The organism is Streptomyces clavuligerus, from assembly GCF_005519465.1.
In the GTDB taxonomy this organism is placed as follows: Bacteria; Actinomycetota; Actinomycetes; order Streptomycetales; family Streptomycetaceae; genus Streptomyces; species Streptomyces clavuligerus.
Window position 1 is genome coordinate 209065 of the sequence record NZ_CP027859.1, and the last position, 25892, is coordinate 234956.

The window sequence follows — 25892 nt, forward strand, 5'->3', positions numbered from 1 at the left end:
GTTCCGAGGGTCAGAACGTGATTGACCTTAGGGAGGCAGATTGCGCATCCGCATGCGGATTGCGCGGAATTGCGCGGACAGTGAGATTAGTGCGCCGGATTGCTCACGCCGGCCCGAGGAAGTTTCGGGCCCGGTCGATCACCCGCTGAGCCCGTCTTCCGAATACCGCCGACTCGGCCATCCAATCCCAGGCTCGCCCATATGTTCGGATTGATTCCTCGTCGTCCAGCCACATCTCGGTGGAGATCGTCTCCACGATCACGAGGCGCTGGTCGTAGATCCAAAACCCGTGGCTCGGAGTGCGCCGTAGTTGCGCGTCGAACGGGACGATCCCCAATTCCACTGTGTCCAGGCCGATCAGGGAGACAAGACGGTCCATCTGGGCAGCATGGACTCCTGCTGGGCACGTCCGCACGTACAGCGCACCTTCCCAGAGCAGGAACCTGAACCGCTTTCCGGGCTCGTACAGGGCCTCCTGGCGACGGATTCGGGCCCGCACCGCAGCCTCTACGTCCGTGGGGATCTGCCGGAACTCGCTGGACGCTTCGAAGCCGTAGCGGGCGTACTCCGCAGTCTGGAAAAGGCCAGGTACCCGGGTGACCTCGGCTCCTCGGATCGTCTGCGTTGCGCGGGTCTCGGTGATCGCGGCTTCCTGCCGCACACGGTGTCCGCCCGCGAGTTGGCGCCGCCAGGACCTGTACTTCGTGTCCAGCCCAGCCAATCGGCCCTTCAGCTCCGCCGCGACCTCGGCGTGACCCACAGCCGCCGCCCACGCAGTGAGGTCGGCGGCAGCCGGGGTCTGTTTGCCGTTCTCCAGCCGGCTCACCTTCGACGGCTGCCAGCCGAGGCGCTCTGCCAAGTTCCTGCCCGTGAGCCCGGCTTCGAGGCGCAGCTCGCGGAGTCGAACGCCGAGGGCGAACCGGGCGGTCTGAAAATCTGTGGTCACATCGTGGAACGTACCTGGCACGCCGGGCCGGCGGTACGGGCGGCGTAGTGCCAGGCGGCGTCCCGGGCCTGGCAGGCCGCGACAACCTCCGTCGGTTCCTCGGTGACGTACACACCAAGGGTCGTGTCGTCCTCGTCGAACGCGAACCGCGCGAGGATCTTCGAGTCGAACAGCCAGAAGTCGTGGTCCGGGAGGCGCAGGCCGGTGGCCCGAGCCCGAGTCATGTACCGGATGTCCTCACCGGCACGGACGTTACCGGGCGCACTGGCGAGTAGAAACCGCTGCCCCTCGGTGACTGGCTCATCGAGCAGGCGGACGCGTTCGAACCGCTTTCCCGCGCCGGTCTGCTGCCTCACGTTCTCCAGCCACTGGCTCGATCCTTCGGCGATGTCGTCCCCTGCTTGCCAGCGCTGCCACTTGGGGCTCTTGCGGTCGGAGGCGTAGCCGCGGCGGGTCTCCAGCCTCCACGCGGTGTGTCGGAACTCCCGGAACAGATGGGCGATCGTGCTGAACGGGCGGAGTTCAGGAGTCTCCGACCGTGGGGCGTAGCGGGTGAGCAGGCTGCGGGGCACGCGGACGAACGTCTCCGTTTCTTTGACGTCACGTAGCTGCGCGAGGTGGCTGGGGTTGGTCTCACGGTCTCCTTGGACGAGGATCTCGTCCGTCTCCGGGATCTCGTACAGGGTGGGGCAGTCGCCTTCGTCGCTGGTTGTGCCGAGAAGTCTGAGCACCATGCGAGGTCCTCCGTTGAGAAGTCGGGACTTCAGAATGCTGTGGATAGCTGCGGTGCATCTGGCAGTTGCGGCAGGTTGCGGAATTCCAACCGGCTCTTGGTGTTGCGCGCAACTAGCCGTGGCCCAGCACGATGATCACCGCAGTGGCGTCATCGCGGTATCCGTCTGTCGAGGTTGCAGCCCCGACGATCGCAGACGCGAGTGCCTGCGGTTCACCCGCCGCGTGCTCCCGCACCAGCGCCTCCAGCACCCCGTGCGGCGCCTGGTCGACGACGCCGTCCGACACCGGCAGCGTCTGCCCGGCCGGGACGGCTGCGACGGCCACGGTCGCAGCCACTGCCGTCGAGAGGTCTGCGGTCAGCCAGTTGGTGTCCAGGGGCGTCCGGTCGACGTCCCCGTTCCGCGTGAGGTACGACGCCGTGTTCTGCGGCGTGGTCCGGGCGTGCAGGGCATGGACGGCCCCGTCCCACGAGTATCTAGCGGCATCGCCGACCCAGGCGAGTACCGTGTCCTCCCCCTCCTCCAGCACGGCCAGGACGGCGGCCCCGGTCGGCTGCCCCGGGTCTGCGACCTGGCGCCCGGCGGCCGTCAGACCCGCGCGGGCGCCGTACAGGGCGCCGTATCGCACGGCGGTCCGCGCGCACAGCAGCCCGACCGTCGGCGCACCGGGCTCGTGCCCGGAGATATCGACAACACACAACCACCCCTCCGGCCGCCGGCCAGAAGACGGAGCGGCTGCCGGCACTGTTCCGTGGGTTGGTGCCCTGACGGCTGACCGCGACGACGATGACGGCCGTGGTGGTCATGGTCTCCCCTGGCGCCGGTGTGACCGCCGACCGTAGCCAGGGAGGTGTATGCACTCGACCCACAGTGTCATCGCGAGAACCACCCCCGCACGGGCGGGGCGGATGTCCTCGCGCCGAAGGCGGGGAAGTGGGACGCCGAACGACCCCCGCGCGGGCGGGGCGGATGAGGGTGCGCAGGCGCTGGGCGGCTGCGCGGAGGAACGACCCCCGCGCGGGCGGGGCGGATAAAGAAGGGCCCCTCATCTCCGCCCCCTCTCGGGAACGATCCCCGCGCGGGCGGGGCGGATACTTCGTGACCTGGGGTGTTGTCACGTGATCATGCTGTTTTCATTTACCTGCATCTGGGGCTGGGGCTCCGTTGGTCCGCGGCGGGGGCTGGGTGTTCAACGGTATCGGGCGGTGTGGTGTCGTGGGGTTGTCTGGGTCGGTTCTGGTGTCCGGAAGGCGGCTTGCCCCGGCTCGACTCGATCGGGGTGTGGTGGAGTCGGCCGGGTCCGCTGCCGGTTCAGTGGAACCCCGCCTGGTGGGGGATGTCTGCCCGGTGGTCTTCGAGGGCGGCGTGGAGGATGCGGGTGGCGGTGGTTCCGCAGAGGGCGACGGCCTGGTCGTGCCCGGCGAGCTGCGCGCAGCTGCGGACGAGTGCCGGATCGGCGTGGGCGTCGGCGCGTACGGCCGCCCGGTCCCACAGGTCCTCGGGCGCTTCCTCGACAGTCGGGTGCTCGACAAGATCGAGTCCGGCAGTCTGGCTTTTCGCGGGCGGTGAATGTTGCTCGGGCGGCCTGGAACTCGGGGTTCGGCACCGTCGCCTCACGCTCGGCCTGTCCGGGGTCGGGTCCGTGGCCCTTGAGGTGCTGCGCCTGGCGGCCGTGGCGGAGGAGTGCCGCGGCATTGACTCCCGGTGCGGATGATCCGGACACCGCCGTCCGCGGTCGGTGGCTTTGATGTGGTCACCGACCCGCTGGACCCAGAGCGGAGCCCCGCGCGGGCGCGGGCAGACAGGGCGAAGGTCCAGACCGACATGGCGACCCCGGGGACGACCCCCGCACGGGCAGGGCGGATAGCCACGCGGCGGCGCGGGTGACGAGGCTTGGCGAACGACCCCCGCGCGGGCGGGGCGGATACGGCGCCCAGCTCCCGGAGGACGTCGACCTCAGAGCGACCCCCGTGCGGGCGGGGCGGATCGGCGCGCGCGGCACCGCGACCCTCCCGCCCTCGGACGATCCCCGCGCGGGCGGGGCGGGTGTCGAAGGTGGCGCGGAACTCTGCCACTACCGGGGACGATCCCCGCGCGGGCGGGGCGGGTACTTCGTGACCTGGGGTGTTGTCACGTGATCTTGCTGTTTTCGTTTACCTGCATTCGGCTGGGGCTCCGTTGGTCCGGTGATCTGTTGGCCCGGGGCTGGGCTGGGGTGGGTGTTCAACGGTATCGGGTGGTGCGGTCGTTGTGGGGTGTCGAGGCTGGTGTCGTCGATGATGTCCGGGACGAGGAGGAGCGGGAGTGGCTCGAACCTCATGACGAACCCGTCCAGCAGCTTCACCGCCTGGTGCGGCATCTGCTCGCCGACGGTGACCGGCGCGCGGCGGCGGACGGCGGGAAGGCGCGGCGGACGGTGGCGGGGATGGCTCCCGGCTACGTCTGCCAGCCCCTGCTCACCCTCACCTCCACCGGCCGTGAGGCTGTGCGGTGACCGCGATGGCGATCGGGGTGACCGACGAGCAGCGGAAGAAGCTGTCGGCGAAGGTCCGTGAGGTGAACAAGCGGTCCGTGGGCAGGCCGCGGTGAGTGTCCTGGCCCTGGTCAGGGCGTTCTGGTATTGGGTGTGCCCGTTGTGCGGGTGTCACGACGACGATGCTGCTGAGGCGTGTGTCTACTGCCTGCCCGACGGCATGTGAGTTTCGGGCGTTCGGGGCCGGGAGGTCAACCCGGGCAGTCACCACCGTCTGGCGGTGATGGCCGCCCGGACCGGGATCACCAGCCCCCTTCTTCTCCTGCTGCCGCTCGCGCTGTGAACGGCAGAGCCCCCTCGGGCCCCCGACGCCCCGTAACGCCAGATGACAGCCGGAGCAGTGACTGCTCATACCGAAAACCCCGCGCGGGCGGGGCGGGGCGGATCCAGATGGTCCGCAGACCGGCCTGGCGTCCACCGAATGTCTGGCGACTCGCGCATGGCTCCGGACGAGAGCCGGATCGCCGCTGCCCAGCTACCCCCGCGCGGGCGGGGCGGAGGTGCTGCTGGTGATCGAGGAGCGACCCCCGCGCGGGCGGGGCGGATGACCCCGACTCGGTCACCGCTCTCCAGGAGTGGGAGCGACCCCCGCGCGGGCGGGGCGGATGCGTAGGGCACGGTCGGGCTGGTGGTCACTCGGGAGCGACCCCCGCGCGGGCGGGGCGGATCCGGGCAGAAGCCGAAGCCTGCGCCCCCGCCGTGAGCGACCCCCGCGCGGGCGGGGCGGATACTTCGTGACCTGGGGTGTTGTCACGTGATCATGCTGTTTTCGTTTACCTGCATTCGGCTGGGGCTCCGTTGGTCCGGTGCTGGGGTGGGTGTTCAACGGTATCGGGTGGTGCAGTCGTTGTGGGTGTGTGGTCGGCTCCGGTACACGGAGCGTGCCATGTCCCCGGTGTGAGGTGAGGTGAGGTGGGGTGTCTGGGGTCTTCGGACGATGACCGGTTCAGTGGAACCCCGCCTGGCCGGGGATGCCTGCCCGGTGGTCTCCGAGGACGGCGTCAAGGGTGCGGGTGGTGGTGGTTCCGCAGAGGGCGACGGCTTGGTCGTGGCCGGCGAGCTGCGCGCAGCTGCGGACGAGGGCGGGGTCGAGGCTGGCGTCGGCGCGTACGGCCGCCCGGTCCCACAGGTCCTCGGGCGCTTCCTCGACAGTCGGGTGCTCGACGAGATCGAGTCCGGCAGTCTGGCTTTTCGCGGGCGGTGAATGCTGCTCGGGCGGCCTGGAACTCCGCGTTCGGCACCGTCGCCTCACGCTCGGCTTGTTGGGGGTCGGGCCTGTGGCCCTTGAGGTGCTGCCTCCACCCGGATCGTCCGAGGAGAGCACCCTGATCCAGGCGGTGGAGTTCGAGGGGGTGATCAGTCCCGGTCGGCATGTGACACTGCCGCAGGGACAGAGCCTGAAGTTCAGCACGACCCTGGTCGGCCGGACCGTCACGGTTTGGGTCAGCCACCGCACCGTCCACGTCCTGCTCGACGGACAGCTCATCCGGACCCGCTCGATGGCCTTCACCGACGCCGACCTTCAGTGGCTGATCATGCGGGGCGGTCGGCCCGGCGGGCCCGAGCCCCGGGGCGGCGTCAGCGCGGACAAACCCCTGGCGCCCGCAACGGTGGTCGAGGTCGAGCGCAAGGCGTCCAAGGACGGCATGGTCTCGCTCGGGCAGACCTCCGTTGCCCTCGGCTCCGAATTGATCGGCAAGCGCGTCACCCTGCGCTTCGACGGCAGCATGATGTACGTCATCCACGCCGGACTCCTGGTCAAGACGCTGCCTGCCCCCATCCCTCACCAGCGACGTGCCAGACTCACTGGTGCCCGGGTCGCCACCACACCGCTGCCAGCGCCCCCGTCCCAGCCACGGCGGGCCATCCGGCGCGTCGGAGCCGACGGCACCTTCGTCGTCGCGCGGCAGAAACTCCGTCCCGGCATCGCACACGCCGGCAAGACCGTCACCGTGGTGATCGAAGAGACCTGCTTCCGTGTCCTCGACGGCGAGGTCGAGATCTCCAGCCACCCACTCAAGGGCAACCCCGTAACCCGCTACCGGGCAGACGCGCGCTGACCCGTCAACCATCACCTGCAACCGTCAAGGATCATGCGAGACACCGTCAAGTAAGTCCCGAGACTGAACTGTCAAGCATCTCCCGGGACCTCACACAGTGCACGGAACAACTGGCCGCCACCGGGGAACACAAATGGCCGTTGACACCCACCCCCGTCGAGCACCCGACCGTCGACACCGCGCCCAAGGACCTGTGGGACCGGACGACCGTACGCACCGACGCCGAGACCGACCCGGCACTCGTCCTCGCCTACGCCCGCCATGCGGGCCACGACCAGGCGGTCGCTCTCTACGGAACCACCGCCACCCGCATCCTCCACGCCGTCCTCGAAGACCACCGGGCAGGCTTCCCCGGCCGGGCACCGCCCCGCTGAACCGACAGTGGACCCGGCCGACTCCACCACACTCCGTACCAGGGCAAGTCGCCTTCCGCACACCGGAACCGACCCAGACAGCCCCACGACGACCGCACCGCCCGATACCGTTGAACACCCAGCCCCCGCCGCGGACCGACGGAGCACCAGCCCCGGATGCAGGTAAATGAAAACAGCATGATCACCTGACAACACCCCAGGTCACGAAGTATCCGCCCCGCCCACGCGGGGGTCGTCCCCGAGGTCGTCATGTCGGTCTGGACCTTCGTCCTGTCTGCCCGCGCCCGCGCGGGGCGCAGCTCTGGGTCCAGGTCGGTGACCATGTCGGAGCCGCCGACCGCGGACGGCGGCGTCCGGATCGTCCGCACCGGGTTATCGCCGCGGCCCTCCTCCGCCACGACCGCCAGACACAGCAGCACCTCGAACAGCACGGACCTGATCCCCAGCAGGCCGAGCGCGAGGCGGCCGTGCCGAACACGGAGTTCCAGGCCGCCCGAGCAGCATTCACCGCCCGCGGGAACCAGACTGCCGGACCCACCCTCGTCGAAAACCCCATGGCCGAGGAGCGCCCGAGGACCTGTGGGACCGGGCGACCGTACGCGCCGATGCCGAGGCCGACCCGGCACTCGTCCGCGCCTACGCCCGCCACGCAGGCCACGACCAAGCGGTCGCCCTCTACGGAACCACCACAAACCATGTCCTCGACGCCATCCTCGAAGACCACCACGCAGGCATCCCCACCCAGACACCGCCCCACTGGACCAACAGCGGACCCAGCCGACTCCATCACACCCCGAGCCGGGGCAAGTCGCCTTCCAGACACCGGAAGGCGACCAGACACCCCACAACAACCACACCGCCCGATACCGTTGAACCCCACCCCAGCCCCGGGCCAACAGAGCACCGGACCGACGGAGCCCCAGCCGGATGCAGGTAAATGAAAACAGCATGATCACGTGACAACACCCCAGGTCACGAAGTATCCGCCCCGCCCGCGCGGGGGTCGTCCGACGCCGACGTCGGTACGGGCGGCCTGCTCCAGATCCGCCCCGCCCGCGCGGGGGTCGTCCCCGGATCCGCTCCATCTCCCTCCGCCCCCGGAGATCCGCCCCGCCCGCGCGGGGGTCGTCCTTTTTGGGTGGGGCGCGGCGGTAGCTCGGTCCACGTCGTCGACGGGGACTCCACCAGCCAATCCGCTCCGCCCGCGCGGGGTGCAGCTCTGGCTCCAGCGTGCCGGTGACCACATCAGCACGGCTGACCGCAGGACGGCGGCGCCCCGACCAGGCCCACCGGGTCACCGCCAGCACTCCTCCGCCACGACCGCCAGACACAGCAGCACCTCGAACAGCACGGACCCAACCCCGGACAGGCCGAGCGTGAGGCGACCGTGCCGAACCCCGAGTTCCAGGCCGCACGGGCAGCCCTCACCGCCCGCGAAAACCAGAACACTGACCTCGACCTCGTCGAATACCCCACCGTCGACACCGCGCCCGAGGACGCCTGGGACCGGGCGGCCGTGCGCGCCGACGCCGAGACCGACCCTGGCCTCGTCCTCGCCTACGCCCGCCACGCGGGCCACGACCAGGCGGTCGCTCTCTACGGAACCCGAGCCGCTCGCATCCTCCACGCCGCCCTCGAAGACCACCGCGCGGGCATCCCCGGCCAGGCGGGGTTCCACTGAACCGGCAGCGGACCCGGCCGACTCCACCGCAGCCCGAGCCGGGGCAAGTCGCCTTCCGGACACCGGAGTCGACCCGGACAACCCCACGACGACCGCACCGCCCGATATCGTTGAACACCCAGCCCCCCGCCGCGAACCAACGGAGCACCAGCCCGGAATGCAGGTAAAGGAAAACAGCATGATCACGTGACAACGCCCCAGGTCACGAAGTATCCGCCCCGCCCGCGCGGGGGTCGTTCCACCCATGCGTCGTCCGGCCGCCCGGACCGACGGTCCGCCCCGCCCGTGCGGGGGTCGTCCCCGGGGTCGTCATGTCGGTCTGGACCTTCGCCCTGTCTGCCCTCGCCCGCGCGGGGCTCCGCTCTGGGTCCAGCGGGTCGGTGACCATGTCGGAGCCGGTGACCGTCGTTGGCGGCGTCCGGATCGTCCGCACCGGGTCATCGCCGCAGCACTCCTCCGCCACGACCGCCAGGCGCAGCAGCACCTCGAACAGCACGGACCCAACCCCCAACAAGCCGAGCGTGAGGCGGCGGTGCCGAACGCGGAGTTCGAGGCCGTCCGGGCAGCCCTCACCGCCCGCGAAAACCAGAACACTGGCCACACCCTCGTCGAGTACCCCACCGTCGACACCGCGCCCGAAGACGCCTGGGACCGGGCGGCCGTACGCGCCGATGCCGAGGCCGACCCGGCACTCGTTCTCGCCTACGCCCGCCACGCAGGACACAACGCAGCCGTCGCCCTCTACGGAACCACCGCCACCCGCATCCTCCACGCCGCACTCGAAGACCACCGCGCGGGCATCCCCGGCCAGGCGGGGTTTCACTGAACCGGCAGCGGCCCTTCCGCAGGCCTGCTCCGGTACTCGCCTGGCGGGCCGGGACTGCGGAAGTACCCGTTCGTGTACGGCCTTGGTACTGGTGGGCTCGCCTATTCAACTGTCGCCAGTTCCGCCTGGGGCCAGCCTGCTGGTGACCGTACGTGGTCGTCGGCGTAGCGACTCCAGTCTTCTCCGACCTCGGATGCGAGGCGGGTCGCGATGACGTCGTGGTAGCCGAGGGCGTCGACGACGGGGCGGGCATCTCCAGGACCCACTGTGGCGGATCGCTCCGGTCCAGGTGGCGGCTGTGGGGACGCCGAGGTCGTTGAGCTGACCGGAGAGGGCAGCCGTTCTTCACGGTGGCGTCGGCGAGGGCGAGCCAGGCCGACATCGACGCCGCGGGCTCAACGAGTCACCCCGGCAGGTCGCGACACCTGGTTGCGGCACTAACCTGCGGTGGTGACCGGAACCGAGCTGGATGAGTTGATCGTTGCCGACGGCGCGGCGCTGCGCGCGTGGCTGCTGGACAACCACACCGCCTCTCCTGGCGTGTGGCTCGCCCTGACCAGGAAGGGCGGCACCGTTACCACGCTGACCTGGCAGCAGACGGTCGACGAGGCACTGTGCTTCGGCTGGATCGACGGGCAGGCCCGCAAGCGCGACGAGGAGAGCTCTTGGCGGCGGTTCACCCCGCGCCGGCCCCGTAGCGTCTGGTCCCAGCGCAACGTCGCCAATGTGGCCCGGTTGGAGGCGGCTGGCCTGATGCAGCCCGTCGGCCGCGCCGCGGTCGACGCCGCGAAGGCCGACGGGCGGTGGACGGCCGCCTATGCGCCGTCATCGGAAGCGGAGGTGCCGGCCGACCTGTGCGTCGCGATCGCCGCCGACCCAGCGGCGCAGGCGATGTTCGAGGTACTCACCAAGACCAACCGCTTCGCCCTCATCAGCCGGGTCAATGCCGTCAAGCGGGCCGAGACGCGAACCCGGAAGATCGCCGAGTGCGTGGCGATGCTGGTCCGGCACGAGACGGTCCACCCGCAGAGAGCCAGGCCAGAGGACCCGCCGGCGTTGTGACCGGGCTCCTGCCGGAACGGACAAACCCAGCCTATTGAGCGGAACTTTTCTCGAAGCCCTGCCTCGTCCGCTTCAAGACGGGTGAAGGTCTCCGCTGGTGCGCGGTCGGCCGTATCGTTCGACGAGGGCGTTGCCGATCGAGGCCAGGCGGTCTCGGACCCTCGGAGGGCCGGTCACCTCGACCCATTCGACCAGCCCGGAGAGCTCGCCGGCGAGGATGGACTCATTGGGGCCGCGGATCACGACCTCGATGCGGCCATCGGTCGTGGAACCTCCCACGTCGAGCCGGTCGCCGAGCGCCATCCGGAGTATGCCTATTCCGTCGGGTGTGCATACCGCCTGGACCTCCAGCGGAGTTCGTTTGCGATCGACCTCTTTGGCGGTCTCATTCCAGCTCTCGGCAAGGTCGAAGTCCCCGGGGCGGTGCACAGGGTCGCCGGTCGGGTCGGCGGACGACACGCGGTCGATCCGGAAGACCCGTCGGCCGGTCTCGGTGTTGGAGACGAGGTACCACACAGGACCTTTGGCGACGATGCCCAGCGGGTGGACGGTTCTCCGGGTTTCGACGCCTTTGCTGTCGACGTAGCCGAGCAACACCTGGACACCGCTGATCACCGCGTCCTGGAGTTCGTCGAGGAAGCGAGGCGGCCGGTGCTCGATCCGGCTCGCCCCCCATCGCTGCGGGTCTACGACCAGCGACGCCGCCGCTGCCTCGGCCTGCACCTGGAAGGGCTTCGGTAGAGCATGGACGAGCTTGCGCAGAGCTGCCTTCATCGCCGGCGTCGCATCCGAGGCCGGACCGACAGCCAGGAACAGGGCGCGTGCCTCACTGGCGGTCAACCCGGACAGGTCGGTACGAGCACCGCCCACCAGGCGCCAGCCGCCACCTCGGCCCTGCACGGAGTACACGGGCACCCCGGCCATGGCCAGGGCGTCGAGGTCACGGCGGGCGGTGCGCTCGGAGACGTCCAGCTCTCGGGAGACCTCCGCGGCTGTCACCTGCTCGCGCCGTTGGAGCAAGAGGAGTATGGCCACCAGCCGATCGGATCGCATACCGACAAAACTCTCATAAAAACTGGTCATGAGGTGACCGGTTTGGGGAGCAAGCTGGCGACATGGCCTCATCGAGGAGGTCGACCGCCAGCGAACGCCCCCAGAGAGAGGAAATGCAGTGTTCAATCAAGCAGAATTTCCTGAGCCCACCCTCATCCAGGTCAACGGTGTGGAGCTCGAAGTCTTCGAGGCAGGCCGGGAGAACAAGGGCAAGCCCATCGTGCTCTGCCACGGCTGGCCGGAGCACGCCTTCTCCTGGCGTCACCAGATGCCCGTCCTCGCAGCGGCTGGCTACCACGTCATCGCACCGAATCAGCGGGGTTATGGCAACTCATCCCGCCCGACCGAGGTGACGGACTACGACATCGAACACCTGACGGGTGACCTCGTCGCGCTCCTGGACCACTATGGCTACGAGGACGCCACCTTCGCCGGCCATGACTGGGGTGCGTTCGTCGTCTGGGGACTGACCCTGTTGCACCCCGACCGGGTGAACAAGCTGATCAACCTGAGCCTGCCTTACCAGGAGCGCGGAGAAACGCCGTGGATCGAGGTCATGGAAACCTTCCTCGGCGGCGACTTCTACTTCGTCCACTTCAACCGGCAGCCGGGCGTCGCGGACGCCGCATTTGATGCCAACACCTCTCAGTTCCTCCGCAACCTTTACCGGAAGAACGTGCCCCCCGCACCCCCTGAGCCGGGCATGGCATTTATCAACCTCGCCGAGGCGGAAACACCACTCGGTGAGCCCATCATGAGCGACAGCGACCTGGCCGTCTACGTCTCCGCGTTCGAGACGTCTGGATTCACGGGCGGCATCAACTGGTACAGGAACCTCGACCGCAACTGGCACCAGCTGGCGGACGCGGACCCGATCATCAAGCAGCCCGCCCTCATGATCTACGGCGACCAGGACTTCGCGATCCCGAGATTCGAAAGACTGGCAGAGTTCGTGCCCAACGTGGAAGTGGTCGGCCTGGACTGCGGTCACTGGATCCAGGAGGAAATGCCAGAAGAAACCAACCAGGTGATTTCGGAATGGCTGGAACGGATCCGCCCCGCCCGCGCGGGGGTCGTCCGGCAAGGGCGTCACCTACAAGGACCGCCGCCCCGTCTGCCCCGCCCGCGCGGGGGTCGTCCCTGCAGGCCGGCACCATCGCGGCGATTCTCGTGATCCGCCCTGCCCGCGCGGGGGTTGTCCGTTGTGTTGGTGTGGGTGGGTCAGGAGGTGGAGGGGCGCTTGCGGTAGCGGGTGGCGTACGCGGTTGCGGTCTCGCCCGGGGTCGGGGCGGGCAGCGCGGCTTGGACCGCGGCCGTCAGGGCGGTGTGGGCGGGGCCGGGCCGCCGGGGTCAGGGGGCGGCGCCGGATCGTGGCCAGGTGCTGTAGGCGGCGCGGGTGAGGTGCTCCAGCGGACATTGACGAGCTCCAACGGAAGATCAGCAGGCTGGAGCAGCGCAGCGTCGAACTGACCTCCGCGTTGGAGGAGGCCCGATCCGATCTCGATGCCGCGAGGGAGGCCAACCGGGACCTGACCAGGGCTCTGAACCAACGCGGCTGAGGCGGTCCAGGTTGTCGCGTGCCGTCGATGGCGGCACGCGACAACCTGAGTCACTTCCCTGCGCGCATCAGCAGATGCCCCCGGCGAAAGCGCTCACCGTCGCATGGCTCACGCAGCATCCGGCCGATCTCGGTGAAGCCGGCCTCACCGGCCAGCCCCGCGAGGCCGTCGATCGGCCACCGGTAGGCCGTCGCCACTTTGTGGTCGAACGCCGTGGCCGGCTCGCCTTCCGACTCGAAGAAGGCGAGCAGGAGAGTTCCCCCGGGCGCGAGTACCCGACGGAACTCGACGAAGTACGGCGGCACGTCCTGCGGCGAGGCGTGAATGACCGAGTACCAGGACACGATGCCTTGCAACTGGCCATCGGCCAGGTCTAGGGCGTCCATGGAACCGACCTCGAACCGCAGGTCCGGGTATGTCTCGCGGGCGAGACCGATCAGCACCGGCGACAGGTCGACGCCGAAGACGTCCAGGCCCAGATCCCGCAGGTGCGCAGTAACAGGTCCAGGGCCGCATCCCAACTCGGCGACGAGCCCGGAGCCGGCGGCCCGCACATCCTCAGCGAACGCGCCGAGCACCGCGCGATCCAGCGGAAAAGTGTGGAGGTCATTGCGCGGCAATTCGGCATAGCGAATAGCGACGGCATCGTAGGCATCAGCTGTCGCACGGTGATACGAGGAAAGGTCAGTCACAAACGAGGACCCTATTGATCCGAAATGCTTTGAGTTCAGGCTCGTTGATGGGGTGTGAGTGATCTGGTGGGGGACGCGCGGGCCTGGTCGCCGGATGCGCAGGAGGCTGTGCGGTTGCTGGCGGTGTCGGCGCTGGTGGAGGGGCGGGACCGGATGGAGGTTGCCGCTCTGTTCAAGGTATCGGTCAGGGCGGTGGACAACTGGTGGGCGAGGTGGCAGGCCGGTGGACGGGACGCATTGCTGTCGCGCCCGCGAGGCCGCCGTGTGGGTGAGCATCAGGTCCTGTCGGAGGCCGAACAGGCCGCGGTCCGGCAGGCCGTCCTCGATCACACGCCCTCCAGCCTGGGGCTTTCCGGTCAGCTGTGGACGCGGGGGCAGATAGGCCGGCTGGTCTTCAAGCTGTACGGGGTCCGCTTCACCGAGCCCGGGGTGGGCAAGTACCTCAAGCGCTGGGGACTGACCTTCCAGCGTCCGGACAAACGGGCCGTCGAGCAGGATCCGGAAGCGGTCCGGACCTGGCACGAGGAGACCTGGCCGACGATCCGGACCCGGGCGAAGGCCGAGAACGGCGAGATCCTGTTCGCCGACCAGGTCGGGATCCGATCGGACCAGGTCACCGGCCGCACCTGGGGCGCCAAAGGCACCACTCCGGCCGTCCGCCGCACCGGGAACCGCTTCTCCGTGAACGCGATGTCCGCGATCAGCACCAAGGGCCGTATGCACTTCATGGTCTTCACCGAGACCTTCGACGCGAAGGTCATGTGCCGCTTCCCTGCCCGGCTCGTCGGCCACTTCGACCGCAAGGTTCACCTGATCGTCGACCGGCACCCGGCCCACCGCTCGAAGACCGTACGGGACTGGCTCACCGCCCACGAAGACGAGATCGAGCTGCACTTCCTGCCCTCGTACTCACCCGAACTGAACCCGGACGAGCTGGTCAACGCCGACCTCAAACGCAGCCTGCCCCACACCCACCGGGCCCGGAACCAGACCGAACTCGCCGCCGAAACCCGCAGATTCTTCCACAGGCGCCAGCGTCAGCCACACATCGTCCGTGGCTACCTCGCCGGTCCCCACGTCCGCTACGTCTTGGACGAGAACCCCTTGAGTTTCTGATCAATAGTAGTGCTTCGTGACGTCGGGTGATCTCGGCTGGTAGCGGCATCCTGCTGGTATGAGGCTCGGGGAGGTGGAACGGCTCCAGGGTGAATTGTCGGAGTTCGTTGCCGATGTGTTCGCCGTCATCACCCCCGGAGGGGTAGCAACCGGCAGCAGGAAGAAGAAGGGGAGAAGAGGGGGCTGGTGGTCCCGGTCCGGGCGGCCGCCACCACCTGGCGGTGGTGACCGCCCGGGCTGACCTCCCGGCCCCGAGCGCCCGAAACTCACATGTCGTCGGGCAGGCAGTAGACGCATGCTTCGGCGGTGTCGTCGTTGTGGCACCCGCACAGCGGACACACCCAGAACCGGGGCGCCCTGACCAGGGCCAGGACACTCACCGCGGCCTGCTCACAGACCGCTTGTTCACCTCACGCACCCGCTCCGACAACTTCTTCCGCTGCTCGTCGGTCAACCCGATCACGGTCGCGTTCACCGCACAGCCTCACGGCCGGCGGAGGTGGGGGTGAGGAGGGGCTGGCGGACATGGCCGGGGGCCATCTCCGCCAGCGTCCGTCGGGCCTTCCGGCCGGCCGCCGCCGCACGCTCGTCACCGTCGGCGGCCAGGTGCCGCACCAGGCGGTGGAAGCGGGCCTCGAACTCCGACTCGTCGCTGTAGCCGGTGCCGTCACGGCCGCTGGCGTCCTCCTCGTCCTGGACGTCATCGACGACACCGGCCTCGACCCGCAGGGGAGTACGCCGCTCGGCGGGACGGCGCTCGGCCGGACCCGGGTTGAAGACCGGGACAAACCCATGCAGCCCCGCAGCGGTCGGCCGCCGGTCCCCGGACCAGGACTGGCCCGTCGACCCCCCGGCCGTGCCGAGGGTGTCGCGATCGAGACCGGCGCCCAGGGTCCGTCCCCGCCGGAACACCCCGGCCACCCCTTCGCCCAGGACGTCTACGACATCACCCACCTGCGCCCGGCCCCCGACCGCCTCACCCTCCACCTCGCCGAGCACTCCTGGATCGACGTCCTGGACCTGCTGCTCCCCGAACCCGACGACCTCGACGCCCTGCTCCCCGTCGGCGAGGCCCTGGCCGTGGCCGGTGTCCCCGGACTGCGCGCCCGGCCCATCCACCGGGGAGCCGAGCTGTACCGGCCGGGCCTGGCGGCTACCGTCGCCGTGTACGTCCCGCCGGGTGACGTCCCCGGACTCCACCGTGTCCTCGCCGAACGGGCCCACGGCCCGTGCTCGGCCCCGACTGGACCGCCCATGCGCCACTGCTCGCGCTTGCGGTGCCAGTAGACGAGGTCGGTGCCGGCCACCGAGTACGTGCCTCGGTGTGGACCCGGTGCCCGGGTGGTGCGGTGTCAGAGGAGGGTGACAGTTCCGGCTGCCTGGGCGGGGGCGAGGTTAGTGATCCCGTTGGCCTCGGCGGGGGTGAACACGGCCTGGTAGCCCGCAAGGAGTTCGCCGATGCTCTGGACGAGGCCGTCGGTGTCGCAGGAGGCGTGGCCGGTGCCGTCGGTGACCGCGGAGCACAGTGGTTGGCCGGTGACGGTGGTGAAGGCGATGGTGGCGTCCGGGACCGGGCGGCCGCCGGTGAGGGTCAGGGTCGCGGTCAGGCCGCTGACCCCCGGCGGCAGGGGCAGCAGCCGCAGCCGGGCGGTCCCCGCGGCCAGGCCCGTCGGTGCCTGGCGGACGTTGGCCGGGTAGTCGCAGAGATCGGCATCGACCCGGTAGAGGAGGCCGGCGGGGCAGGGCGAGACGACGGTGGTGCCCCCGGCACAGGTCTCGAAGTTCGCGGGGGTGCTCCCGTCGGCCGTGCGGGTCCAGCCGCCGCACGGATATCCGGCGGACCGGCCACCGGCGGATGTGGCCGGGGCCGGGCCCGCTGCGGCGAGGACGATCGCCGCTGCGGCGAAGAGGACACCGCCCCGACGGCGGATACGGCAGATCCCTGTCATCAGCGCGCTCCTCATCATCCGGCCTGCACCACGGGCACCTTCCGCTCCCAGACTTACTCCCGGGCGCCCTCCGGTGCCTGTTGCAGGCAGCACCCGGGTGATGGGTCCCGGCCGGCCGGGAGGCCGCCGGCCCGCAGGGGGAAAAGACACGTCCGCCACCGGGCAGGCGGGGGCTGCCCCCTGGGGGGCCTGTCGGAGCAGGCCATTGGCCGATACCGCCCTTCCCGTGTCCGTCCGCTGCTTCCCGGAACCCAGGGCGTCTGCCGCCCCGGGAGGAGCCAGGCGCCTTCCTACCAGGCGATGACGACGTGGCCGCCGCTGCCGTCCTGCCCGCTGCCGCCGGGGGCGCTGCTGCTTCCCGGGAGGGCGTCGGTCTTGGGGTACTCGTCGCCGGAGCGTTCGACGACCGCCCCTTCGCCGCCCCTGCCACCGCTTCCTCCGGTCCCGCCGCCCTGGCGCAGCCTGCGCGGGAGCCGGTACTCGATGTTCCCGGGGAGGGTCACGCTGATGACGCTGACCGGGGTGCCGGTCCCCGCGGCGCCGCCGGTGCTGTGGTCACCGCCCCGAGGTTTCTGGCCGGGGCTACCGTCGGTGCCGCCCGTGCCGGGGGGCGGCGTCGATTCCGTCGCGGGCCTCCTCACCGGAGCCCCGGCACAGGTTGACCGCCCCGCCCAACCCTCCATAACCGCCGGCAGCGCCCGCGCCGTACGGCGGCGCGCCGGTGATCCCGGTCCGGGTGGCCGCCACCGCCTGGTGGTGACCGTCCGGGCTGGCCTCCCGGCCCCGAGCGCCCGAAACTCACGTGTCGTCGGGCAGGCAGTAGACACACGCCTCAGCAGCGTCGTCGTTGTGACACCCGCACAGCGGGCACACCCAGAACCACAGCGCCCTGACCAGGGCCAGAACACTCACCGCGGCCTGCTCGCGGACCGCTTGTTGACCTCACGGACCCGCTCCGGCAGCTTCTTCCGCTGCTCGTCGGTCAACCGGGGCACGGTCGCGGTCATCGGGCACCCCCACGACCGGCGGAGGTGGAGGTGAGGGTGAGCAGGGGCTGGCGGACATGACCGGGGGCCATCTCCGCCAGCGTCCGCCGCTCCTTCCGGCCGGCCGCCGACGCGCGCTGGTCACCGTCGGCGGTCAGGTGTCGGACGAGACGGTGGAGCTGCTGGGCGGGGTCGTCGTGGGGTTCGAGCCACTCCCGCTCCTCCTCGTCCTGGACGTCGTCGACGACACCGTCCTCGACCCGCAGGGGAGTACGGCGCTCGGCGGGACGGCGCTCGGCCGGACCCGGGTTGAAGACCGGGACAAACCCGCCGACGGCCCGCCGGTGGACCCCGGCCCCTGACTGGGGCTGGTTCTGGCCCGCCGACCCGCTGGCTGTGCCGAGGGTGTCGCGGTCCAGACCGGCGCCCAGGGTCCGGCGGCGCCGGAACACCCCGGCCGCCTCGTCGTCCCGGGCGACCGCCTCCTCGATATCCCGCGCCTGAGCGGTACCGAGCTCACGGAGCTCACCGGCCAGCAGACCGCCGCGGACCATGTCGTCCTCACCCCGGTTCAGGTCCATCCCCTCCAGGTCCCGCAGCGCGAGCCCGCAGCACGCCGCCCGCGCAGGACACGACCGGCAGACCTGCAGCAGTACGGGCGTACGGGCCTTCCAGGCCGCGTACGGCTCACACTCACCACGAAACCACTCCACCCGGCCCGCACCAGAAGCAGGAGCACCACACAGGCACTCCTCCGCCTCGCCCGCCAGCGCGTCAGCGTCCTGTTCGCCATGCTCCGCGACGGAACCTTCTACGAGTCCCGAACCCCCACCGCCGCCCTCGCCGCATAACCACCACAAACACCTATACACCCGGCACCACATCCTTGACGAAGGACATAGAGACACCCCCCGCGACGGTCACTCCGGCAGATACCGTGCACCTACCCAGACCGCACCACACAAGGACCAGCCGCGAATGCAGGTAAACGAAAACAGCATGATCACCTGACAACGCCGCAGGTCACGAAGTGTCTGCCCCGCCCGCGCGGGGGTCGCTCGCTGGGCGAGTCCGAGCGGATCTGTCTGGGGATGTCTGCCCCGCCCGCGCGGGGGTCGCTCTGCTCCAGGCAACCGTCGAGACACCGGGGTTCGGTCTGCCCCGCCCGCGCGGGGGTCGCTCCAAGGAGACCCGGTGAGCGAGCCCGAGCACGACATCCGCCCCGCACACGCGGGGGTCGCTCCCGTGTCCCGTGCCGTTCAAAGAGCTACGGCGGGCGGCGGGCGGGCCGCGGTCATCGGGCACCCCCACGACTGGTGGAGGTGGGGGTGGGGGTGAGGAGGGGCTGGAGGACATGGCCGGGGGCCATCTCCGCCAGCGTCCGCCGGGCCTTCCGGCCGGCCGCCGCCGCGCGCTGGTCACCGTCGGCGGCCAGGTGCCGGACGAGACGGTGGAACTGCTGGGCGGGGTCGTCGTGGGGTTCGAGCCAGTCCCGCTCCTCCTCGTCCTGGACGTCGTCGACGACACCGGCCTCGACCGGCGGGGGAGTACGGCGCTCGGCCGGGCCCGGGTTGAAGACCGGCACAAACCCGCCGACGGTCGGCCGCCGGTCCCCGGACCCGGACTGGGGCTGGTTCTGGCCCGCCGACCCGCTGGCCGTGCCGAGAGCGCCGCGGTCGGGTCCGTCCCCGCCGGAACACCCCGGCCGCCTCATCGTCCCGAGCGACCGCCTCCTCGATATCCCGCGCCTGAGCGGTACCGAGGCCGCGGAGCTCACCGGTCAGCAGCCCGCCACGGACCATGTGATCCTCACCCCGGTTCAGGTCCATCCCCTCCAGGTCCCGCAGGGCGAGCTCACGGCACGCCGCCCGCGCCGGACACGACCGGCAGACCTTGAGCAGTACGGGCGTCCGGGCCTTCCAGGCCGCGTACGGCTCACGCTCACCACGAAACCACTCCACCCGGCCAGCACCAGGAACAGGAACGGGGGCGCTGGCGCAGGCGGCACCGGCATCCACCCGCGCCTGAAAAACCGGACGCCGGGTGATCCGCGCGAGAACAGGAGAGTCGGGGTCCGGCCGCAACCAGTCAGGCGTGCTGTCGTGCGCAGGCTCGGGTTCGGCGGCGTCACCGCCGGACGGAACCGGATGTGTGAGAATCACGGACACAGGTGTTCCTTTCACGAGGTAGGGCCTGTGATCGCGCCGCCCGGAGGGTCAGAGTTTCGGGCGGCGCACCTCCATGTTCAGGGGCATCCTGCAGTCCCACACCCACCACCAACACGACCCCCGTACAGGCGAGTTGATGACGGATGGGCAGCACAGGAGCACAGTCAGAAGCACGGACGGTGCGGGTGAGTACGACTGTCCCCGTGGCTCTCGGGGGCAGCAGCCGACCCTGGAGCACGGCGGCCGACGGCCGGGCCGCGGGCGTTCACACCGAGGCGGCGCAGGGACCTGTTCAGAACCCGGTACAGGGCATGCCAGGCCCAGCCAGACATCCGGAGATCCGTGCACGGGCGGCTTCCTTCCGGAACACCCCCCGCACTGGTCATGCCGACGGATACCGTGCACCTACCCAGACTGGACGACACAAAGGCCGGCCCGGAATGCAGGTAAACGAAAACAGCATGATCACCTGACAACACCCCAGGTCACGAAGTATCCGCCCCGCCCGCGCGGGGATCGTCCGTCGTTTTCGGTTCCTTGCTGGCTTCCCTTGCCATCCGCCCCGCCCGCGCGGGGATCGTCCAGAAGGGCCTCTTCGCTATCGCCCTGTTGCTGTATCCGCCCCGCCCGCGCGGGGATCGTCCCCCTCCGGGACTGACAAGGGACCCGGGACCCTCATCCGCCCCGCCCGCGCGGGGGTCGCTCGCGTCCTCTTTGGAGCGGCCTGGCTGGCCGCGTATCCGCCCTGCCCGTGCGGGGGTCGTCCCCGGGGTCGCCATGTCGGTCTGGACCTTCGCCCTGTCTGCCCGCGCCCGCGCGGGGCTCCGCTCTGGGTCCAGCGGGTCGGTGACCACATCAAAGCCACCGACCGCGGACGGCGGTGTCCGGATCATCCGCACCGGGAGTCAATGCCGCGGCACTCCTCCGCCACGGCCGCCAGGCGCAGCACCTCAAGGGCCACGGACCCGACCCCGGACAGGCCGAGCGTGAGGCGACGGTGCCGAACCCCGAGTTCCAGGCCGCCCGAGCAACATTCACCGCCCGCGAAAAGCCAGACTGCCGGACTCGATCTTGTCGAGCACCCGACTGTCGAGGAAGCGCCCGAGGACCTGTGGGACCGGGCGGCCGTACGCGCCGACGCCCACGCCGATCCGGCACTCGTCCGCAGCTGCGCGCAGCTCGCCGGGCACGACCAGGCCGTCGCCCTCTGCGGAACCACCGCCACCCGCATCCTCCACGCCGCCCTCGAAGACCACCGGGCAGACATCCCCCACCAGGCGGGGTTCCACTGAACCGGCAGCGGACCCGGCCGACTCCACCACACCCCGATCGAGTCGAGCCGGGGCAAGCCGCCTTCCGGACACCAGAACCGACCCAGACAACCCCACGACACCACACCGCCCGATACCGTTGAACACCCAGCCCCCGCCGCGGACCAACGGAGCCCCAGCCCCAGATGCAGGTAAATGAAAACAGCATGATCACCTGACAACACCCCAGGTCACGAAGTATCCGCCCCGCCCACGCGGGGATCGTTCGGACTTTAACGCGCTTTCCATTCTTCTCAGCATATCCGCCCCGCACGCGCGGGGATCGTTCGCTGCGTGAGCAGCGGGAGGCTCATGGGCTGACACCCGCCCCGCCCGCGCGGGGGTCGTCCCCGGTGGATGACCGACTGCCCGAACTGCGGCTCATCCGCCCCGCCTGTGCGGGGGTCGTTCTGCTCGCGCTCCCAGCCGGGGCCACCACGGTGCGTCTGCCCCGCCCGCGCGGAGCCGGTTCTCGGAGCCGTCGGGGCCGAGGCCGCCGCGGAAGGTGTTCCAGGTGTTGGCGGGCAGTTGCTGCTGCCCGTTGGTCATGAGGATGCTCCGGCTCCGAGGCGCAGCGACACCACGCCGTTGGTCTGGGCGTGGTAGGCCGTGTGAATCCGGGTCTCCTCGGTGTCGGTGACGTAGTCGCCGACGAATCCGAAGGGAATCCAGCGCACCTTGGTCACGGTGGTCGCGCTGTCGGGGACGGCTGCTGCTTCGCGTTCGGTGGAGGTGAGGCGCCCGCCGTCGCAGACGAGGACCACGCGCTCCTCGCCGCCGGTGTTGGTGTCGGCGGGTGTGTGGTCGATGCCGAGGATCGTGGTGACCGGCCGGTGGAGGCCGGTCTCCGCGGCCAGGGCCTGGGCGGGGATCTCGCCCAGGGGGCGTGTGTCGGTGTGGGTGGCGGTGGGCAGGCGCCAGCGGGTGCCGGTGCCCGGGTGGACGAGGAGGACATGGTCGTCGGCGTCGGTCACGAGGACCGAGATGTCGATACGCACAGGTGTGTATCCCTTGCGATCTGGTGGTGGAGGGAAAGGGGGCCGCCGGGGCGCCCCGGTTCCGGAGCGCCTGATACGGCGCCCCGGGCGGAGTTGGCCAGCCCGCCCCCGCGCCGGACCGGGGTACTGGTCGGCGCGGGGGCAGGCCCTTCCCCCCGGACGAGGGCGGGGGCTGTACGGCCCGGCCCCGGGCCGGGGACAGGTGGCGCGGGGCCGGGCGGTCCCGCCCCGGGAGGAGGCGGGGGTTCAGCGCTGCTCGGGCCGGTGGCACCGGCAGTCACAGCGCGGGGTGGCGTCGACGGGGCAGAATTCGCAGGCGTCCATCCGGCACTCGGGCCCGACCTCGACCTGCTCGCCCGGCTCGGGCCGTCGGGGCCAGGTGGTGCCGGTGTACTCGTGGACGTGATCACCGTCGTGCGCCGGGCTCTGCTCGGTGCAGAAGGTCTTCGCGTGCTCCGGATGCAGCTCGCCGCAGAGGCTGAGCACCCGGCCGTACCCGGTGGCCTCGGTCAGCCGGGGCACGACGGCTTCTCCGCGGGCCCCGCCGGGTCGGCGCCGGCGGGGCCCGTACCCGTGTGCAGGAGTTCGGTGGTGACCCGCTGGAAGTTGTGGTGACCGGTCGCCGCGGCGTGGCCGAAGGCCCAGCGGGCGAAGTCCGCCAGCGGCGGCCCGAACGGCGACCGCGCGTCACACTCCGTGCACTCGATCATTCGGGTCGTGGGCGCGCCGTCCACCGGAGCGAGGTTCAGATCACGGATTTGCGTGTCCTGGTGCCCCTTCAATGGGGTTCCCATTTCCATGCCCACGACGGTAGGAAGAGCGGGCCCCGGCGTTCCACGGAGTTCTACGAGATTCCACGGATTCACCCGAGGGATCGACGTGCCTCTGTGATCAGGTCACGGGCATCGGAGCCGTAGGCAGCGTGTTCGGCCAGCTCAGCGAAGGTTTCGCCGTACATTGCTATCTCTCGCGGCTGAGTGATGGTGAGGTAGCCGGAGACCAGTTCTACGTTCACCTGGGCTGTGTCGAAGATCCAGAATCCCTCTACGGGTGTTCTCGTCCGGTCCGGGCTCATCCGAACGATGCCGAGGCTCACCGACGGGAGCGCCGCTGCTGTGGCCAGATGGGTGAGCTGGGCGGCCATCACGTCTCGCCCGCCGGGTCCCGACCTCAGGACGGACTCCTCCAGCAGGAAGGCGAAACGAGCCCCTGTGTGGAGCACTTTCTGGCGGGCCATGCGTGCCTCTACGGCGGCGTCGACATCGTCAACCTTCACGCGTCGCTGCTGTACGGCCCTGAGAACTGCCTCGGTGTACTCCCTGGTCTGCATCAGGCCGGGCACCAGCCACGACGAGTAGGAGCGGAAGCGGCGGGTGCGCTCAAAAAGGGGCAGCCGCGCTTCCTGGGCAGCGCGAAGACCGGTTCGCTCCATCCGCTGCCACTCCACCCACATCCCTTCCACGGCTCGCAGAGAGGCCACCAGGTCTTCAGCCTGGTTCTGCGCTCCGCAGGCGGTACACCACGCCGAAATATCGGCGGCGGACGGCGGGTTCCGCGCGTTCTCGATGCGAGAGACCTTGGACGGGTACCAGCCGCACGCCTCTGCCAGATCGCGCCCGGTCAGCCCGGCATCCCGGCGGATCTCGCCGAGACGGGAAGCGAGAATCTGCCGGGCCTGCTGGGCACTTGATGATGCAGAGACAGCCATGGACTATGCGGGCTGGTACTCCGCGTGCGGAATCGCGCGCTCCCATGCTGTCTCGTACGCTTCGGTGTACCGTCGTGCCAGCTCAGGGTCGTGGCGGACCTCCATGCGGGGTCCGGTCCACTGACCGTCACCGCTGAAGTGGTGGAGGATCACCGTCTCGCTGTCGAAGACCCAGCCGTCGAGGACGGGGAGAAGCAGGCCCCGTGCCTGCGAGCGCGGCAGCCAGCGGACCTCTTCGCCCGCAGCCACGTTGGTGAAGGTTCCGTCGAACTCGTACCGGATGTAGTCGTGTACCGGCTCGGACACGACCCGCAGGCGGCGCATGGCCACCCCGCGAGCGGTCGTCTCCGCCACGACATCGAGCCAGGACCGCCACCAGGATGCGCGGTCATCCGCGTCGTAGCGGTGCCCGGCCTGCCAGCGGATAAACTCCGGGTCATCCAGCATGTAGCTGTCCCGCATCTCCAGGTGGATGGCCGAGCGCTGCGCCCGGGCCAGCTGCTCACGTACCGCTGTTGCCACCGGTGTCCTCGCTGTTCTGGGGTGGGCGGGGGATGAACTGGATCATGTTGGCGGGCAACCGGAACACCCCCTCGTGCGGCGGGATATCGGTCGTGTGTCCAGGCACCGAGCCGACCTCCTGCGCCTGCCGGATGGTGGCCTCATCAGCCAGCCACGACTGGATGATCAGGTCGCCCGTCTCCTTCTCCTGCCAGATGGTCGGGGACCCGTCGTCCGGCGTGTTCGGCCAGATACCCAAGAACTCCAGGGCCACTGCTGTCTCCTTTGACCAGTGGATTCCACGGTGTTCCACGACTCTTTCGGCGACCGGGACCGCAGTCAAGGGCACGCCGAGATGACAACCACCTGCATGTGACGCCTCACGGCCCCGGGCGGCCTCGCCGGACGTAGTGCTGGTCGGCAGGGTGATCGGGCCGGACCCAACCGGTGACCAGATCCATGACCGAAACGACCCCCGCGCGGGCGGGGCGGATGTCCAGGGCGGCGGAGAGCGGGTCGTTCCACCAGAACGACCCCCGCGCGGGCGGGGCGGATACTTCGTGACCTGGGGTGTTGTCAGGGATCTTGCTGTTTTCGTTTACCTGCATTCGGGGCTGGTGTTCTCTTGTCCGCGGTGGGGGGTCGGGTGTTCAACGGTATCGGGCGGTGTGGTCGTCGTGGGGCTGTCTGGGTCGATTCCGGTGTCCGGAAGGCGGCTTGCCCCGGCTCGGGCTGCGGTGGAGTCGGCTGGGCCCGCTGCCGGTTCAGTGGAACCCCGCCTGGCCGGGGATGCCCGCGCGGTGGTCTTCGAGGGCGGCGTGGAGGATGCGTTCGGCGGTGGTTCCGTAGAGGGCGACGGCGGCGTCGTGGCCTGCGTGGCGGGCGTAGGCGAGGACGAGGGCCGGGTCGGTCTCGGCGTCGGCGCGTACGGCCGCCCGGTCCCACATGTCCTCAGGTGCGGTGTCGACGGTCGTGTACTCGACCAGGTCGAGGCCAGTGTTCTGGTTTTCGCGGGCAGCGAGTGCTGCCCGGACGGCCTCGAACTCCGCGTTCGGCACCGTCGCCTCACGCTTGGCCTGCTGGGGATCAGGTCCGTGCTGCTCGAGGCGGTGTTTCTGTTCGCGGTCGTGGCGGAGGAGTGCTGCGGCGATGACCCGGTGCGGATGATCCGGACGCCGCCGCCGGCGGTTACCGGTCCCGATGTGGTCGCCGAGGCGCTGGAGCCAGAGCTGGGCCTGGGCATCCGACCAGTCGAGGGCGGCCATGTCGAGCATGACCCAGGACAGTTCGTTCAGCCGGGCTCCCTGAATCCAGTTCACCAGCGGCCTGAGGGTGGCGGCCATCTGGCGGGCGCGGTCGATCCGGGCCGGGGTGATCTTGTGGCCGAGGATCGTCAGTGTCCGCTTCGCCCTCGGCTTCCCCGTTCGCACCGTCCGCGCCACTCGTGACCGGGGTCGTGCCGGGTGTCCGCAGGACCCCCTCGGCGCCCTGGGCCCGTTCCCAGTACCCCGCTTCGCTCCCCCGGTGTCCGGGTTGTCGCCTTGGGTGTGGATGACTGGTGGGGCTGTCCGCGTGTGCGCGGTAGAGGTTCCTTCACCACCCACTACCTCAGCCTGACCCACCTCTCTCAGCCAGG

29 protein-coding genes and 2 CRISPR repeat arrays are annotated in these 25892 nt (G+C 70.0%); of the genes, 11 read left to right on the forward strand and 18 right to left on the reverse strand.

The genetic code is table 11. The features are described from left to right. Positions 1–103: 103 nt before the first annotated feature. The 3 genes from CRV15_RS29105 to CRV15_RS29115 all read right to left on the reverse strand — a co-directional run bounded on the left by CRV15_RS29105 (position 104) and on the right by CRV15_RS29115 (position 2380). Positions 104–946: a helix-turn-helix domain-containing protein gene (locus CRV15_RS29105; protein WP_003955493.1), complete on the reverse strand. Its 843-nt coding sequence runs from the start codon at positions 944–946 to the stop codon at positions 104–106. After that, a complete protein-coding gene (locus CRV15_RS29110; protein ID WP_003962971.1) occupies positions 943–1680 on the reverse strand; it encodes a DUF6879 family protein in 738 nt (245 codons plus the stop codon). Before CRV15_RS29110 ends, CRV15_RS29105 begins: the two co-directional genes overlap by 4 nt. A gap of 112 nt (positions 1681–1792) precedes the next feature. Further along, entirely contained in the window at positions 1793–2380 is a 588-nt protein-coding gene (locus CRV15_RS29115) for a hypothetical protein (RefSeq protein ID WP_009998966.1), read from the reverse strand. Positions 2381–3027: 647 nt separating this feature from the next. Here CRV15_RS29115 and CRV15_RS36355 point away from each other — a divergent pair. The 6 genes from CRV15_RS36355 (at position 3028) to CRV15_RS29165 (ending at position 8328) form a co-directional block, all read left to right on the forward strand. Beyond that, on the forward strand, positions 3028–3249 hold the full coding sequence (locus CRV15_RS36355) for a hypothetical protein (RefSeq protein ID WP_158692575.1): 222 nt from the start codon (positions 3028–3030) through the stop codon (positions 3247–3249). A gap of 670 nt (positions 3250–3919) precedes the next feature. Continuing rightward, positions 3920–4174 carry a hypothetical protein gene (locus CRV15_RS29140; RefSeq protein WP_230864339.1) on the forward strand — a complete coding sequence of 85 codons (255 nt, stop codon included), beginning with the start codon at positions 3920–3922 and terminating at the stop codon, positions 4172–4174. Between the two features lie 511 nt (positions 4175–4685). Next, positions 4686–4942: direct repeats of the CRISPR family, unit length 28 nt; unit sequence GAGCGACCCCCGCGCGGGCGGGGCGGAT. Positions 4943–5150: 208 nt separating this feature from the next. Continuing rightward, positions 5151–5417, forward strand: coding sequence for a hypothetical protein (locus CRV15_RS36360; RefSeq protein WP_157849246.1), 267 nt, complete (start codon positions 5151–5153; stop codon positions 5415–5417). A gap of 58 nt (positions 5418–5475) precedes the next feature. After that, a complete protein-coding gene (locus tag CRV15_RS29150; RefSeq protein ID WP_137986986.1) occupies positions 5476–6273 on the forward strand; it encodes a helix-turn-helix domain-containing protein in 798 nt (265 codons plus the stop codon). 140 nt (positions 6274–6413) lie between these two features. Further along, a complete protein-coding gene (locus tag CRV15_RS29155; RefSeq protein WP_003955503.1) occupies positions 6414–6647 on the forward strand; it encodes a hypothetical protein in 234 nt (77 codons plus the stop codon). 1387 nt (positions 6648–8034) lie between these two features. Continuing rightward, on the forward strand, positions 8035–8328 hold the full coding sequence (locus CRV15_RS29165; protein ID WP_003955485.1) for a hypothetical protein: 294 nt from the start codon (positions 8035–8037) through the stop codon (positions 8326–8328). A gap of 202 nt (positions 8329–8530) precedes the next feature. Here the strand turns inward: CRV15_RS29165 and CRV15_RS29170 are convergent, their stop codons facing one another. After that, positions 8531–8839 (reverse strand): hypothetical protein, encoded by a 309-nt coding sequence (locus CRV15_RS29170; protein ID WP_137986987.1) that lies wholly within the window; start codon positions 8837–8839, stop codon positions 8531–8533. 21 nt (positions 8840–8860) lie between these two features. Between CRV15_RS29170 and CRV15_RS29175 the strand changes: the two genes are divergently transcribed. Further along, a complete protein-coding gene (locus CRV15_RS29175) occupies positions 8861–9154 on the forward strand; it encodes a hypothetical protein (protein WP_009998975.1) in 294 nt (97 codons plus the stop codon). Between the two features lie 450 nt (positions 9155–9604). After that, the gene (locus CRV15_RS29180; RefSeq protein WP_003955508.1) at positions 9605–10216 is read left to right on the forward strand and encodes a YdeI/OmpD-associated family protein; all 612 of its coding nucleotides are present in this window, start codon (positions 9605–9607) and stop codon (positions 10214–10216) included. A gap of 72 nt (positions 10217–10288) precedes the next feature. Here the strand turns inward: CRV15_RS29180 and CRV15_RS29185 are convergent, their stop codons facing one another. Then, entirely contained in the window at positions 10289–11269 is a 981-nt protein-coding gene (locus tag CRV15_RS29185) for a helix-turn-helix transcriptional regulator (protein WP_009998976.1), read from the reverse strand. A 118-nt stretch (positions 11270–11387) separates the two neighbouring features. On the opposite strand from CRV15_RS29185, the gene CRV15_RS29190 reads away from it, so the two are divergent. After that, entirely contained in the window at positions 11388–12443 is a 1056-nt protein-coding gene (locus CRV15_RS29190) for an alpha/beta fold hydrolase (RefSeq protein ID WP_003955510.1), read from the forward strand. Between the two features lie 435 nt (positions 12444–12878). Here CRV15_RS29190 and CRV15_RS29195 read toward each other — a convergent pair whose 3' ends face one another. After that, positions 12879–13520 carry a class I SAM-dependent DNA methyltransferase gene (locus CRV15_RS29195; protein ID WP_029183226.1) on the reverse strand — a complete coding sequence of 214 codons (642 nt, stop codon included), beginning with the start codon at positions 13518–13520 and terminating at the stop codon, positions 12879–12881. 123 nt (positions 13521–13643) lie between these two features. Between CRV15_RS29195 and CRV15_RS29200 the strand changes: the two genes are divergently transcribed. Then, positions 13644–14636: an IS630 family transposase gene (locus CRV15_RS29200; protein ID WP_428844009.1), complete on the forward strand. Its 993-nt coding sequence runs from the start codon at positions 13644–13646 to the stop codon at positions 14634–14636. A 525-nt stretch (positions 14637–15161) separates the two neighbouring features. Next, positions 15162–15923, forward strand: coding sequence for a hypothetical protein (locus CRV15_RS36100; protein WP_003955515.1), 762 nt, complete (start codon positions 15162–15164; stop codon positions 15921–15923). Between the two features lie 65 nt (positions 15924–15988). On the opposite strand, the gene CRV15_RS29215 is transcribed toward CRV15_RS36100, so the two are convergent. The 12 genes from CRV15_RS29215 to CRV15_RS37025 form a co-directional block, all read right to left on the reverse strand. Further along, positions 15989–16585, reverse strand: a complete 597-nt coding sequence (locus tag CRV15_RS29215; protein ID WP_009998983.1) for a chitin-binding domain-containing protein — start codon at positions 16583–16585, stop codon at positions 15989–15991. A gap of 290 nt (positions 16586–16875) precedes the next feature. Then, positions 16876–17088, reverse strand: coding sequence for a hypothetical protein (locus CRV15_RS37010; protein ID WP_230864338.1), 213 nt, complete (start codon positions 17086–17088; stop codon positions 16876–16878). A 500-nt stretch (positions 17089–17588) separates the two neighbouring features. Then, the gene (locus CRV15_RS37015; protein WP_009998986.1) at positions 17589–18152 is read right to left on the reverse strand and encodes a hypothetical protein; all 564 of its coding nucleotides are present in this window, start codon (positions 18150–18152) and stop codon (positions 17589–17591) included. A gap of 713 nt (positions 18153–18865) precedes the next feature. Further along, a complete protein-coding gene (locus tag CRV15_RS37020) occupies positions 18866–19156 on the reverse strand; it encodes a hypothetical protein (protein ID WP_230864337.1) in 291 nt (96 codons plus the stop codon). Between the two features lie 1077 nt (positions 19157–20233). Then, positions 20234–20505: direct repeats of the CRISPR family, unit length 28 nt; unit sequence ATCCGCCCCGCCCGCGCGGGGATCGTCC. Between the two features lie 268 nt (positions 20506–20773). Further along, complete coding sequence (locus CRV15_RS36375) at positions 20774–20995, reverse strand: hypothetical protein (protein ID WP_158692575.1); 222 nt, start codon at positions 20993–20995, stop codon at positions 20774–20776. 599 nt (positions 20996–21594) lie between these two features. After that, entirely contained in the window at positions 21595–22047 is a 453-nt protein-coding gene (locus CRV15_RS29250; RefSeq protein WP_003955526.1) for an NUDIX hydrolase, read from the reverse strand. Between the two features lie 246 nt (positions 22048–22293). After that, a complete protein-coding gene (locus CRV15_RS29255) occupies positions 22294–22569 on the reverse strand; it encodes a hypothetical protein (protein ID WP_003955527.1) in 276 nt (91 codons plus the stop codon). Continuing rightward, entirely contained in the window at positions 22557–22847 is a 291-nt protein-coding gene (locus CRV15_RS29260; protein WP_003955528.1) for a DUF7848 domain-containing protein, read from the reverse strand. The genes CRV15_RS29255 and CRV15_RS29260 overlap by 13 nt, the downstream gene beginning before the upstream one ends. Before the next feature lie 62 nt (positions 22848–22909). After that, on the reverse strand, positions 22910–23755 hold the full coding sequence (locus CRV15_RS29265; protein ID WP_003955529.1) for a helix-turn-helix domain-containing protein: 846 nt from the start codon (positions 23753–23755) through the stop codon (positions 22910–22912). A gap of 3 nt (positions 23756–23758) precedes the next feature. Continuing rightward, positions 23759–24277: a DUF6879 family protein gene (locus tag CRV15_RS29270; protein ID WP_003955530.1), complete on the reverse strand. Its 519-nt coding sequence runs from the start codon at positions 24275–24277 to the stop codon at positions 23759–23761. Continuing rightward, on the reverse strand, positions 24258–24530 hold the full coding sequence (locus CRV15_RS29275; protein ID WP_003955531.1) for a hypothetical protein: 273 nt from the start codon (positions 24528–24530) through the stop codon (positions 24258–24260). Before CRV15_RS29275 ends, CRV15_RS29270 begins: the two co-directional genes overlap by 20 nt. 490 nt (positions 24531–25020) lie before the next feature. Next, positions 25021–25686 carry a hypothetical protein gene (locus tag CRV15_RS37025; protein ID WP_009998988.1) on the reverse strand — a complete coding sequence of 222 codons (666 nt, stop codon included), beginning with the start codon at positions 25684–25686 and terminating at the stop codon, positions 25021–25023. Between the last annotated feature and the right edge of the window lie 206 nt (positions 25687–25892).

Bases quoted from the DNA above. Each gene is read 5' to 3' on its own strand.
- CRV15_RS29110 (WP_003962971.1), bottom strand. From the start codon at position 1,680: ATGGTGCTCAGACTTCTCGGCACAACCAGCGACGAAGGCGACTGCCCC.
- CRV15_RS29185 (WP_009998976.1), bottom strand. From the start codon at position 11,269: ATGCGATCCGATCGGCTGGTGGCCATACTCCTCTTGCTCCAACGGCGC.
- CRV15_RS36100 (WP_003955515.1), top strand. From the start codon at position 15,162: ATGGCCGGGGGCCATCTCCGCCAGCGTCCGTCGGGCCTTCCGGCCGGC.
- CRV15_RS29260 (WP_003955528.1), bottom strand. From the start codon at position 22,847: ATGGAAATGGGAACCCCATTGAAGGGGCACCAGGACACGCAAATCCGT.
- CRV15_RS29215 (WP_009998983.1), bottom strand. From the start codon at position 16,585: ATGACAGGGATCTGCCGTATCCGCCGTCGGGGCGGTGTCCTCTTCGCC.
- CRV15_RS36360 (WP_157849246.1), top strand. From the start codon at position 5,151: ATGACCGGTTCAGTGGAACCCCGCCTGGCCGGGGATGCCTGCCCGGTG.
- CRV15_RS29265 (WP_003955529.1), bottom strand. From the start codon at position 23,755: ATGGCTGTCTCTGCATCATCAAGTGCCCAGCAGGCCCGGCAGATTCTC.
- CRV15_RS37015 (WP_009998986.1), bottom strand. From the start codon at position 18,152: ATGGACCTGAACCGGGGTGAGGACGACATGGTCCGCGGCGGTCTGCTG.